Origin of the sequence: Pseudomonas sp. D4002, assembly GCF_013385665.1 — a bacterium.
GTDB lineage: Bacteria > Pseudomonadota > Gammaproteobacteria > Pseudomonadales > Pseudomonadaceae > Aquipseudomonas.
In genome coordinates, this window is the sequence record NZ_JACAPN010000048.1 from 21,650 (window position 1) to 34,216 (window position 12,567).

Sequence of the window (12,567 nt, forward strand, 5' to 3'; positions counted from 1 at the left end):
GACCTGTCCCGGTTATACCTCGGTTAGTTAATCAATAACGCATGACATAGAGTCCTTGCGAGTCACTGTCGGTGAAATAAGCTTTTGAACCGTTTGGAAGTACTGCAATATTGCCAGATCCAAACCCAATGTCCACGGGTACAGTCGCTATAAGCCTGTCCGTATTTGTGTCAAATATGTTGAAGACCCTGTACCCTGCCGTATAGACATGAGGAAGTACCGGGTTGACTGCAACCGACCTTCCCCATCCCACCCCAATCACGGTCACCAAACTGTTGGTGTTGGTGTTTATTATCGCCAAGCCATCAGCTCTCGCCAAATAGAGGCGAGGGGTGTTGGTACTTAAAGCCATGGGCCCAATCACTCCCTGAATGACAGTTACAACACTATTGTTTGCAGTATTGATAACAGTCGTATCAACCGCGTTGAAACCGCCGCCATAGGTCGTAAGATAGGCACGCGTATTATTAGGTGAGCGGGCGATGAAGCGAGACTGACCCGCTATTTGAGCTATCCGATTGCCGGTGGCGGCGTCGTAAGTATAAGCACCGCTCCTCGCAGTAACATATAGCCGAGTGCCTGCAGTATTGATCGCCAAGTCCACTATAATTTCATTTACGGTGGCATAGGTCGCAACTCTGGCGAAGGAGGTTGTACTGATTACCGCTATGCTGGTGCGGACCAGGTCCAGGTAGAGTCTTGATCCGTCCGGGTGAATTGCAAGGTGCCCACTGGACTGAATGTCATACGAAGCCGAGTGAATAATGGCGTCCGTTGCTGTGTCGATTACGTAAATCGCAGTTCTACCACCCGCGCCAACAGCGACATAAACGCGGCGCCCGTCAGGGCTGACGACGACCCCGTTTGATGAGTGGAGGAGGGTAGGAATAAATTTGACCTCCGCTAGCCATGTCACGGTATAGGTACTTTGCAGGAGCGGGATGGCTTTTGACTCATCGTCACTGCCGTCATACGTCACTTTGCAGGTCACCGTGAACGTAGTGTTTTTCCCCAGGCTTGCCAGCCAGCTGCGGGAGACAGCTTGGTTGGTGATGCCGTTGGCCGCTTGAGCAGCAGTAATGGCGTGTGCCCTCAGCACCGACAAAGGTTCTACACCTGCCGCCTCCAGCGTGATCCATACACGTTGACCTTGCTTGCTCAATTCCCATTTGGCTACTGAGGCGTGTGCATCCCCGGTGAGCGCCTGGAGGTCCAGGGTTGTGCCGCTGTTCATGTTATTGATTCGCGGTTGTGGCGGTCTTCCCGCCGGGATCCTGGCCACTGTCAATACCTGCGTTTCTGAAGGCACCGGGCTGCCATTGATGGTGGCGACATAGCGCAACTCAATGGTTTTGCCGACGCTGTCTGCCAGCACTTCATTGGTAATGACGAAATCCACACGACCGCCGTCCAGGCCGTTCTTGGCGTCAATATCCGCAACACCGCCATCCGGGAAAATCCATTGCAACTGGATGGAATGGCTTGGATTCATGCCGCCATACGCCACCGTGACACTGGCGTTGTCTACGTGGTCCAGCGGCTGAATGGTCAGCGTTGCCCCGGGCTGGTCGTTGAACCGTGGGTGCGGCAGCACGGCGGGCAGGGTTTGCACACGGTGTTCACGCACGCCAAACAGCACGGCGGTGTTCTTGTCGGGGCTTTCTGCCAGGCTGACCCAGAAGCGGATGGTCAGGTGCGAGCCATCCATCAATCGCTGCAGTTTGTCCACTGGCGCGGGTGGCGAGATACCGTTGGCGGCACCGTTTTCGGTGACCAGGTTGGCGGTGTAAGTGTCCTCGCGGTACGGGCTGCCGTCGGCAAACGTGCCCTCCCAACTCATCCACATAAACTGCCCGGCATCGATAAACGGCCAGACGGATACACGGGCGCGGGCCTGGTCATTGAGTTTCGACAGGTCGAGCAGGGTGCTGTCGCCAATGCCGTCGATCGTCGGTGTGGGCAGCCCGGTGAGGGGAAGCAGGTGCAGGTCGACAGTGTCCGAAGGGTACGGAAAGGCGCCACGGTTGAAGTGGTATTGCACGCTGATCTGGTTACCACCGGGGCGAATACCCCTGGCGATGGTGCGGGCCGGGATGGTCACGAATACTTCGTTGGTGGACGGGTTGCCCAGGGTGTACTCGGTGGCACTGCCCAGCCCGTCGCGGCTCAACCAGTCGACCTTGATCTGGTCGGTGGCCTGCATCGGCCGGTATCTCACGATGACCTTGGCGCCGCTCAATGCGGCCAGGGGGTTGAGTGCGTCGGGGAACAGGGTGGCGCCGTCGATAACCGGACGCTCCAGTTGCACGCCGCGGCCCACGGTCAGGTTGAGCACCTCGGAGCGCAATACCAGGCGTGGCGGGCCGCTGCGTTCGAGGCTATAGGTAATGCGCAGGCTGCCATTATTGTTGTTGTCGAGGATCGCCCGGCTCACCGGGAAAACCAGGGGCTTGCCTGCCGTGCCGCCGTTGATGCGCACAACGCCACTGGCCGAGCCGTCAAGGCCGGAGCCGATGGCGTTCCAGTGGATCAGGTCACCTTCTTCGGTCTGCCCGTGCGGGGCGGGCAAGGTCAGGGGCAGGGTCAGCAGCAAGGTGGGCGTGGTCACATGGCTGGGGTCGATGTTGTTGCCCAGGGCGCCTTCCAGGTGTGCAGTCGGCATGTTGCCGATGCGTTCACCCACGTGGGCGAACAGCTCGCGGGACTTGCGAGTGGTCAATGCGTTGCCGTCCAGGACGTGGCCGGCGCCATCGTTGACCAGGTAATAAAATGCGATGTCGCCCACGCCTTCAAACTGTTTCAGGTGCTCTTTGCTGACGTAGCGCGTGCCGCCCTGGGCGCCCGCCAGTTGTTCTTCCACGTAGTCTTCGCCGCCGCCGCCAGGACGGATATGTTCGATCACCAGGGTTTCCAGCCAGTCCGGGTTGTGGGGTTCGTAGAAGGGGATCTGCACGGTGATGTCCTGATCGGGCTCGATCAGCCCCACCTCGATCGGTGCGACCGTCACTGCCGGCATCGCCACCGGCGTGCCCACCACGCTGACGGAGGTACTGCCGGATTGCTCCACGCGGCCGTCGTTTTTCAGCCACTGGAACGAGACCCGGAAGGACCCGCCCACCAGTTGTTCGATAATCTCCCGGTCGACGGTGACAAATTCAACGCTGAGGTTTCTGTCCACCACCGGGGCCAAGGGGAACACCTGGGTCGAACCGTCGCCCAGGGTACCGAACAACGTCACCGCCAATTGGTGCCGCGGCAGGGGCGCCGGGGTTTGCCGAGGCACCGTCACCAGCACTTCGAAGGCTGCCTCGCTCTGGGTATCGAAGTCGATCTGGGTCGCCTCTTCGCCATCCACCAGGAAGATCGGTGCAGAAAGCAGGTTTGGATCCAGCTCGCTGTCCAGGAAGTAGGGTTTGGAATACTGGTATTTATCCCCGGAGAAGTTTTGCACCACGTCCGAGACCCGAAACCGCAGGGTCAGCTTGCCGAAATGCCCCCCCTGCAAAATGATGTCCCTGGAGACAAAGACGCGAATCGGCCCTGAACCCGCGACTTCGGCCGGGCTGACGATATGCGTGACTAAAACCCCATCCCACGACAGCTCGATCTGGTCATTCTGGCGCAGGTTTTCATAGCGCTGGATCAGGCACCAGACCCCGCTGTTGGCATTATCTATATTAACGGTGGAGCCCTCAGGCAGGCCTTCCACCGTCATCACCAGGCCCGGGTGCCATTTGCTGCCGGGGTCGTTATCGCGGCCACCGGGGCGGGTGGTCTTGATCAGGATGGTTTGCAGCGGCGACGTACTCTCCTGGCCGCTGCCGGCCCGCACTACGCGGCCGTATATCTGGACGTCGCCTTCGGGGATGAATTCTTCGGGGACGAACAAGTCGTAACGGTCCCGGTCTTCAAGCGCAATATCGGCGGCGACTGCATTGACCAGGTCGTTGAGGTAGAGGGCGTAGAAGTCGTAATTGAAGTTGAACCAGCGTTCGAAGGTCCACTGGGCAAAGGGGCGCACGTGGCGGATTCCCAGGCCGTAGACCCCTCTTTCAGGATACAGCGTGGCATCCAGCGGGACCGACGGATAGGCCGACTTGGGTGGGTCGAGGTCTTCGACGCGGCGCGACGCCAGGCCTGACGATGGGTTATGCAGCACGAGGGCGTTGCCGGGCGGGTTGTTGTCGCCCAGCGGCGCATTATCCGGGGCTATGGGAAAATTGGGCATGGACAGGCTTCCTTGAATGAGGCGCGGCCCTGAGTGGCCGACTGCTGACAAGAAGATCAAACACCTATCGGGGGGCGTGGCGAACCTGTGAGAATTGACAGTGCCGACGAGTGGTGGTGGCGCAGCTAGCGCTGAAAAACGCTTGAACACCGCTTGCGATACGCCGCCGGCGTCAGGCCATACGCCCTCACGAACCAGCGCCCCAGGTGACTCTGGTCGGCAAAGCCCAGGGCAATCGCTACGTCGGCGGGTTGCTTGCCGTTGGCCAGCCAATGCCGGGCGCGGGCCAGGCGCAGTTGCACCAGGTAGGCATGGGGTGGCAGGCCGAAGGCGCTCTTGAAGGCGCGGGTAAGGCGAAAGCGATCGACGCCGCAGGCCAGCGCCAGTTCATCCATGCCCACATCTTGCTGCAGGTGCGCATGCAGGTATTCCCGGGCCTTGTGCGCCACCCGTGGCAGGCGAGGGTCTTCATGGTAGCGGGTGCGCCAGTGCAGTTGCGCAGTGAGGCGTTCGAGCAGTTGGTCCATCGCCTGTTGCCGCACGATGCGCAGCTCACCTCCGTGCAAGGTCTGGAAGGCCCGGCTGGTGGCCAGGGCCAGGCGCGGGTCGCTGGCCAGGGTGCTGGCAAACCCCAGCTGGCTGTCGAGCGGCGCTTCTTCGAACACTGCGCTGACTTCCCGCGCCAACCACTGCGGGTCGAGGTAAAGCATGTGGTAGGTAAAACCGTCCGCCGTGGGCGCGTCGCCGTCGTGCAGCTCGCCGGGCTCCACCAGGAACACCTGGCCGGGCACGCTGTTATGGCGGGTGCGCCGGCAGTTGAACTGCTGCACACCTTGCTCCGTGACGCCCACCAGGTAGCTGTCGTGCCAGTGCGGGTCGTAGGCGTGGCCCTCGAAATGCGCGCGCAGGGTCTCGATGCCGGTGTCGGCGTCCTGAGCCAGGTCGATCCAGTTGTGGGCGGCCATAAAATACCTATGGGGTGGAACACTGCAAGAGCGAACAAGCTCGCTCCTGCAGGGGCTTAGCGTCTAGAAGGTTTGTGCAGCTTCATCCAAACAATCCGGCGGCGATGTTGATCGAGAACCCCAGGATCGCCGTGTTGAACAGAAACCCGATCAACGATTGCCCCAGCACCACCTTGCGCATGGTACGCGTGGCAACCCCGACATCCGCCGTTTGCACCGCCACGCCGATGGTGAACGAGAAGTACAGGAAGTCCCAGTAATTGGGCGTGCGTAAATCCTCGGCAAAGCGCAGTGCCGGCTCGGGGCCGTCCCAGGTGTAATACAGGCGCGCATAGTGCACGCTGAAAATCACCCCGATCAGCAGCCATGAGCCAACCACCGTCAGGCCGGTGAAGCCGTAATGCAACAGGCGCTGGCTATCGCTCAGGTCCTTGGTGCCCACCAGGTTCAGGGTGATGGTCGCCAGGCTGGCAATCGCCGCGATGCACACCATGAACAACACCAGGCCGGCGTTCTCGTCCTCGATCTCGGCGATGCGTTTCACGTCGTCGGCCCGGGAATGGCTGGTGAGCCACAGCATCAGCACCAGGTAGGTCCAGACCCCGGCGTTCCAGCCGATGAGGATTTTGCTGATGATCGTGTCGGCGGGAGCCAGGAGCCCCACCGCCAGGCCCAGGACGGCGGCGGAGGACAGGCGAGGGTGGGTGCGTGCGAGGAAGGGCATGGCGCTCACAAATCAGGGATGTGTAAGCACCATAGCGCATTTATTACGTGTGGCGCTTGCGCACCAGCTTCATGACCACGACGAAGAACACCGGCACAAACACCACCGCCAGCGTCGCGGTAATCATGCCGCCGATCACCCCGGTACCGATGGCCTGCTGGCTGGCCGAGCTGGCGCCCGTGGCAATCGCCAACGGCACCACGCCGAGGATGAACGCCAGGGAGGTCATGATGATCGGCCGCAGGCGCAGGCGTGCGGCTTTCAACGTGGCGTCGATCAGGTCTTCACCCTGGTCATACAGGTCCTTGGCAAATTCGATGATCAGGATCGCGTTCTTCGCCGACAGCCCAATGATGGTAATCAGGCCGACCTTGAAGAACACATCGTTGGGCATCCCGCGCAAGCTTACGGCCAATACCGCGCCGAGCACGCCGAGGGGCACCACCAGCAGCACCGAGGTCGGAATCGACCAGCTCTCATACAGCGCCGCCAGGCACAGGAACACGATCAGCAGCGACAAACCGAGCAGCAGCGGTGCCTGGGAGCCGGACAAGCGTTCCTGTAACGACAGGCCAGTCCATTCCTGGCCCAGGCCGGCGGGGAGTTGGCTGACCAGGCGCTGGATTTCCTCCATCGCCTCGCCGGTACTGTGGCCCGGTGCCGATTCACCGGAAATCGCGATGGCCGGGTAGCCGTTGTAGCGGGTCAACTGGGCGGGGCCCTGAATCCAGCGCGCCTCGACGAAGGCCGACAGCGGCACCATCTTCCCGGCATTGTTGCGCACGTGGATCTTCATCAGGTCGGCCACCTGGCTGCGCTGATCACCTTCGGCCTGCACCACCACCCGCTGCATGCGGCCCTGGTTGGGGAAGTCGTTGATATAGGCCGAACCGATGGCCGAGGACAGCACATTGCCGATATCGGCAAAGGAAATGCCCAGGGCATTGGCTTGCTTGCGGTCCACCTCAAGCTGTACTTGCGGAGCTTCGGCCAGGGCGCTTTCACGCACGTTGGCCAGGATCGGGCTTTTCTCGGCAGCGGCCAGCAGTTCGGTGCGGGCCTCCATCAACGCGGCATGGCCGACGCCACCACGGTCCTGCAGGCGGAACTCGAAACCACTGGAGGTGCCAAGGCCATCCACCGGCGGTGGCAGGATTGCATAGGCAATCGCGTCCTTCAGCTCACTGAAAGCCGCGTTGGCCCGGTCCGCAATGGCTGCGGCGGAATCCTTGCTGCTGCGCTCCGACCAGTCCTTGAGCGTGGTAAACGCCAGCGCGGCGTTCTGCCCCGAACCGGAGAAGCTGAAACCCATGATCATCGTGGTATCGCCCACGCCCGGCTCGCCGGCGTTGTGTGCCTCGATCTGCTCGGCGACCTGCACCGTGCGGTTTTTGCTGGCACCCGGCGGCAGCTGGATATCGGTGATGGTGTAGCCCTGGTCTTCCACCGGCAGGAAGGACGAGGGCAGGCGGGCGAACAGCACCCCAAGCCCCACCACCAGCACCAGATAGATCAACAGGTAACGCCCGCTGCGCTTGAGGGCGTAGGCCACCCAGCCTTCATAGCGGTCGGTGAACTGCTCGAAGCGCCGGTTGAACCAGCCGAAGAACCCGCCTTTCTCATGGTGCTCGCCCTTGGCAATCGGCTTGAGCAAGGTCGCGCACAGGGCTGGGGTCAAGGTCAGGGCGAGGAATGCCGAAAACAGGATCGAGGTGGCCATCGACAACGAGAACTGCTGATAGATCACGCCCACCGAACCCGGCATGAACGCCATCGGCAGGAACACCGCCACCAGCACCAGGGTGATACCGACAATCGCCCCGGTAATCTGGCCCATGGCCTTGCGCGTGGCCTCCTTGGGCGACAGGCCCTCGGTAACCATGATCCGCTCGACGTTCTCCACCACCACAATCGCATCGTCCACCAAAATGCCGATGGCCAGCACCATGCCGAACATGGTCAGCACGTTGATCGAGAAGCCCAGCAACAGCATCGTCGCAAAGGTACCCATCAAGGCGATCGGCACCACCAGCGTCGGGATCAGCGTGTAGCGGATGTTCTGCAGGAACAGGAACATTACCGCAAACACCAGCAACATCGCTTCGCCCAGGGTGTACACCACCTTGGTGATCGAGACCTTCACGAACGGCGAGGTGTCGTACGGAATTTTGTATTCGACGTTGGCCGGGAAGTAGCGCGCCAGTTCGTCCATCTTCGCCCGCACCAGGGTTGCGGTGCTCAAGGCGTTGGCGCCCGGTGACAGCTGCACGCTGACGGCGGTGGACGGCTTGCCGTTCAGGCGGGTGGAGAACTGGTATTCCTGGCTGCCGATTTCCACCCGCGCCACGTCACCGACGCGCACGGTGGAACCGTCCGGGTTGGCCTTGAGCACGATGTCGGCAAATTCGGCCGGGGTCGACAGTTGGCCTTTCACCAGGATCGACGCGGTGATCTCCTGGGTCTTGGTGCCTGGCAAATCGCCGATGCTGCCGGCCGACACTTGGGCGTTCTGCGCCGCAATCGCCGCGTTGACGTCGGCCGGGGTCAGGTTGAAGCCGATCAGCTTCTGCGGGTCGATCCAGATGCGCATTGCGCGTTCGGCGCCGTACAGCTGGGCCTTGCCCACACCGTCCAGGCGCTTGAGTTCGTTCATCACGTTGCGCGCCAGGTAATCGCTGAGCGCCACGTCATCGAGCTTGCCGTCACTGGAGGTCAGGGTCACCAGCAGCAGGAAGCCGGCGGAGACTTTCTCCACCTGCAAGCCTTGCTGCGTCACGGCTTGGGGCAGGCGCGGCTCCACCGCCTTGAGACGGTTTTGCACGTCAACCTGGGCCATCTCCGGGTCGGTGCCCGGCTGAAAGGTGGCGGTGATGGTGGCCGAACCGAGGCTGCTCTGGGATTCGAAATACAGCAGGTGATCGGCGCCGTTAAGCTCTTGCTCGATCAGGCTGACCACGCTTTCGTCCAGGGTTTGCGCGGAGGCACCCGGGTACACCGCATAGATCTCGACTTTCGGCGGCGCGACGTTGGGGTACTGCGCCACCGGCAACTGCGGGATGGCGAGGGCGCCGGCCAGCAGGATAAACAGGGCGACCACCCAGGCGAAGATCGGGCGGTCAATAAAGAACTGCGGCATGTTTAACGATCCTTATTGGCCGGATGCCTGGGCGATGGGCGCGGGGCTGTCGTCGACCTGGACTTTCTCGCCAGGGCGGGCGTGTTGCAGGCCTTCGACGACGATACGGTCACCGGCCTTCAGGCCGCGGGTCACCACCCAGCGGTCATTGACCACCGAACCCAGTTCTACCGGCTGCTGGCTCACGGTTTGCTCGGCGTCCAGCAGTAACACCATCGGGATCCCGGCGCTGTCGCGGGTGATCGCCCGTTGCGGCACGCTGATGCCTTGCTGGTCGACGGCTTGCTCCAGGCGCACGCGGATAAAGCTGCCGGGCAGCAGGTCGAGATCCGGGTTGGGGAACTCGCTGCGCAAGATGATCTGCCCGGTGCCCGGGTCGACGCTGATCTCGGCGAACAGCAACTTGCCCGGCAGCGGGTACAGGCTGCCGTCATCCTGGATCAGCGTGGCCTTGGCCTGGTCCTGGCCGACTTGCTTCAAGTGCCCGGCGCGAAAGGCCCGGCGCAGGTCGTTCAGCTCGCGGGTGGATTGGGTCAGGTCGGCGTGGATCGGGTCCAGTTGCTGGATCAGCGCCATCGGTGTGGCTTCGTTCTGGCCCACCAGCGCACCTTCGGTCACCAGCGCACGGCCAATCCGACCGGAAATCGGCGCAGTCACGGTGGCATAACCCAGGTTCAATTTGGCGCGCTGCACGGCGGCCTGGTTGGCGGCCACATCGGCGGCGGTTTGCCGGGCGGCGGCGCGGGCGTTGTCGTATTCCTGGCCGCTGATGGCGTTGCCTTCCACCAGTTGGCTGTAGCGCTGCTCTTGCAGGCGCGCCTGGAATGCATTGGCCTCGGCCTTGCGCAGGCTGGCCTGGGCGCTGTCGAGGTCGGCCTTGAACGGCGCCGGGTCAATCCGGAACAGCACATCGCCCTGTTTGACGTCATGGCCTTCCTTGAACACCCGTTGCAACACCACGCCGGCCACCCGGGCGCGCACTTCGGCGATGCGTGGCGCGGCAATCCGTCCGCTCAACTCGCTGGTGATGGACAGGGGCTTGGCTTCCAGGGTTTCGATCCGCACCTTGGCCAGCGGCGCCTCGGCGGCGTCGTCCGCCGACTTGCCACACGCGCTCAACGCCAGTGTCAGGGCCAACAGGCAAAACGGCGCAAACAGATTCTTCGACATGCTCATATCCCAATATTGACTGGCGCATCCTACGGGCGCCCCCGCCACAGTGCTGTGAAGCTCTGTAGGTGGTGTGTGAAGAAATGTAAGGTGCGACCCACAGATGCACGCGGGCGTATATCCTTCATAACCGCCGAACCTTACACGATCTTCCTGATACCGAAGATCAAATGTGGGAGCGGGCTTGCTCGCGAAGGCGGTGTGTCAGTCGCCGTGTGCGTTAACTGAAACACCGCTTTCGCGAGCAAGCCCGCTCCCACATTGGATTTGCGTACTACTCAGAAATTGTATTATTTGGAAATACCATGCCCAACATTCTTCTGGTGGAAGACGACGCCGCGCTCTCCGAATTGATCGCCAGTTACCTGGAACGCAACGGCTATCACGTCAGCGTGCTCAGCCGGGGTGACCACGTGCGTGAGCGTGCGCGGCTCAACCCGCCGGACCTGGTGATCCTCGACCTGATGCTGCCGGGCCTCGACGGCTTGCAGGTCTGCCGGTTGCTGCGGGCCGACTCGGCCACGCTGCCGATCCTGATGCTCACCGCCCGCGACGACAGCCATGACCAGGTGTTGGGCCTGGAAATGGGCGCCGACGACTACGTCACCAAACCCTGCGAGCCGCGGGTATTGCTGGCGCGGGTGCGAACCTTGCTGCGCCGCAGCAGCCTCACCGAACCCCAGGTGGCCAACGACCAGATCCTGATGGGCAACCTGTGCATCGACCTGTCGGAACGCACCGTGACCTGGCGCGACCAGCCGGTTGAGCTGTCCAGCGGTGAATACAACCTGCTGGTGGTGCTGGCCCGGCACGCCGGCGAAGTGCTCAGCCGCGACCAGATCCTGCAACGCCTGCGCGGCATCGAGTTCAATGGCACCGACCGTTCGGTGGACGTGGCGATTTCCAAGCTGCGGCGCAAGTTCGACGACCACGCGGGCGAGGCGCGCAAGATCAAGACCGTGTGGGGCAAGGGCTACCTGTTCAGCCGTTCCGAGTGGGAATGCTGAGCCATGTTTCGCGTCCTGATTCGGCTGTACCTGATCACCATCGTCACCTTCGCCGCCGCGATCTACCTGGTGCCCCGGGCGGTGATCCAGCTGTTTGAACACCGTTACATGAACTACAACATCGAGCAGTCCCGAGGCATGCAGAGCCTGATCGTCAAGGAGTACCGACGGGTGCCGATGGAGCAGTGGGCCAATGTCACCGTGCGCCTGTCGGCGGATTTCGCGCCGCTGAAGGTGCAACTGCTGCGTATCCAGGACGCCAGCTACACCCCTGAAGAACAGCGCCTGCTGGAAAAAGACCAGATGGTGATTCGCCTGGGCGAGTGGGGCTGGGCGGACGACGTCAGCTCGGCCCTGGACGACCAGTTGGTGGTCAAGGTCTCGGTACCGCCGGACCCGCTGGACATGAACCTGCTGTACTGGAGCATGAACGTGCTGATCGGCGCGGCGCTGCTGGCATGCCTGCTGTTCTGGCTGCGGCCCCACTGGCGCGACCTGGAGCGCCTGAAAAGCACCGCCGCGCAACTCGGCCAGGGCAACCTTGCGGCCCGCACAAAAATCCCGCCCAGCTCCAACATCGGCAGCCTGGCGGCGGTGTTCGACACCATGGCCAACGACATCGAACAGCTGCTCAACCAGCAACGCGACTTGCTCAATGCCGTCTCCCATGAACTGCGTACGCCGCTGACGCGCCTGGACTTCGGCCTGGCCCTGGCGCTGTCCGACGACCTCCCGGCGGCCAGCCGTGAGCGGCTGCAAGGGTTGGTGGCGCACATTCGCGAGCTGGATGAGCTGGTGCTGGAGCTGCTCTCCTACAGCCGTTTGCAAAACCCGGCGCAAACACCCGAGCGGGTGGAAGTGGTGCTGGATGAGTTCATCGACAGCATCCTGGGCAGCGTCGACGACGAACTGGAAAACCCCGATATCGTGATGGACGTGGTGCTGGACTGCGCCGTGGAACGCTTCACCCTGGACCCGCGCCTGACCGCCCGGGCCCTGCAAAACCTGCTGCGCAACGCCATGCGGTATTGCGAGCGGCGAATTCAGGTGGGGGTGAAGGTGTGTCCCAGGGGGTGCGAGATTTGCGTGGATGATGACGGTATTGGCATTCCGGTTGACCAGCGGGAGCGGATTTTCGAGCCGTTCTACCGGCTGGATCGCAGCCGGGATCGAGCCACTGGCGGTTTTGGCCTGGGATTGGCCATCAGCCGGCGGGCGCTGGAGGCGCAGGGCGGAACATTGACGGCCCAGGCTTCGCCATTGGGTGGTGCACGCTTCCGGCTCTGGCTGCCGAGTTAAAGAACACCACAAAACCATTGTGGGAGCTGGCTTGCCTG

7 protein-coding genes are annotated in these 12,567 nt (G+C 62.2%); 2 read left to right on the forward strand and 5 right to left on the reverse strand.

The window, feature by feature from the left end:
- Positions 1–31 precede the first annotated feature (31 nt).
- From HX824_RS29505 to HX824_RS29525, 5 genes are all read right to left on the reverse strand, one after another.
- Positions 32–4,228, reverse strand: a complete 4,197-nt coding sequence (locus HX824_RS29505) for a YncE family protein (RefSeq protein ID WP_177055814.1) — start codon at positions 4,226–4,228, stop codon at positions 32–34.
- Between the two features lie 125 nt (positions 4,229–4,353).
- Positions 4,354–5,193, reverse strand: coding sequence for an AraC family transcriptional regulator (locus tag HX824_RS29510; protein ID WP_177055816.1), 840 nt, complete (start codon positions 5,191–5,193; stop codon positions 4,354–4,356).
- A gap of 82 nt (positions 5,194–5,275) precedes the next feature.
- Entirely contained in the window at positions 5,276–5,917 is a 642-nt protein-coding gene (locus HX824_RS29515; protein ID WP_003214055.1) for a DUF1345 domain-containing protein, read from the reverse strand.
- A 43-nt stretch (positions 5,918–5,960) separates the two neighbouring features.
- Positions 5,961–9,053 carry an efflux RND transporter permease subunit gene (locus tag HX824_RS29520; protein ID WP_003214052.1) on the reverse strand — a complete coding sequence of 1,031 codons (3,093 nt, stop codon included), beginning with the start codon at positions 9,051–9,053 and terminating at the stop codon, positions 5,961–5,963.
- A 12-nt stretch (positions 9,054–9,065) separates the two neighbouring features.
- The gene (locus HX824_RS29525) at positions 9,066–10,223 is read right to left on the reverse strand and encodes an efflux RND transporter periplasmic adaptor subunit (RefSeq protein ID WP_023658897.1); all 1,158 of its coding nucleotides are present in this window, start codon (positions 10,221–10,223) and stop codon (positions 9,066–9,068) included.
- 305 nt (positions 10,224–10,528) lie between these two features.
- On the opposite strand from HX824_RS29525, the gene HX824_RS29530 reads away from it, so the two are divergent.
- Together HX824_RS29530 and HX824_RS29535 are read left to right on the forward strand one after the other, a co-directional pair.
- On the forward strand, positions 10,529–11,230 hold the full coding sequence (locus tag HX824_RS29530; RefSeq protein WP_003214048.1) for a response regulator transcription factor: 702 nt from the start codon (positions 10,529–10,531) through the stop codon (positions 11,228–11,230).
- Positions 11,231–11,233: 3 nt separating this feature from the next.
- On the forward strand, positions 11,234–12,529 hold the full coding sequence (locus HX824_RS29535) for an ATP-binding protein (RefSeq protein WP_003214046.1): 1,296 nt from the start codon (positions 11,234–11,236) through the stop codon (positions 12,527–12,529).
- Positions 12,530–12,567 lie beyond the last annotated feature (38 nt).

Bases quoted from the DNA above. Each gene is read 5' to 3' on its own strand.
- HX824_RS29515 (WP_003214055.1), bottom strand. From the start codon at position 5,917: ATGCCCTTCCTCGCACGCACCCACCCTCGCCTGTCCTCCGCCGCCGTC.
- HX824_RS29530 (WP_003214048.1), top strand. From the start codon at position 10,529: ATGCCCAACATTCTTCTGGTGGAAGACGACGCCGCGCTCTCCGAATTG.
- HX824_RS29520 (WP_003214052.1), bottom strand. From the start codon at position 9,053: ATGCCGCAGTTCTTTATTGACCGCCCGATCTTCGCCTGGGTGGTCGCC.
- HX824_RS29525 (WP_023658897.1), bottom strand. From the start codon at position 10,223: ATGTCGAAGAATCTGTTTGCGCCGTTTTGCCTGTTGGCCCTGACACTG.
- HX824_RS29510 (WP_177055816.1), bottom strand. From the start codon at position 5,193: ATGGCCGCCCACAACTGGATCGACCTGGCTCAGGACGCCGACACCGGC.
- HX824_RS29505 (WP_177055814.1), bottom strand. From the start codon at position 4,228: ATGCCCAATTTTCCCATAGCCCCGGATAATGCGCCGCTGGGCGACAAC.
- HX824_RS29535 (WP_003214046.1), top strand. From the start codon at position 11,234: ATGTTTCGCGTCCTGATTCGGCTGTACCTGATCACCATCGTCACCTTC.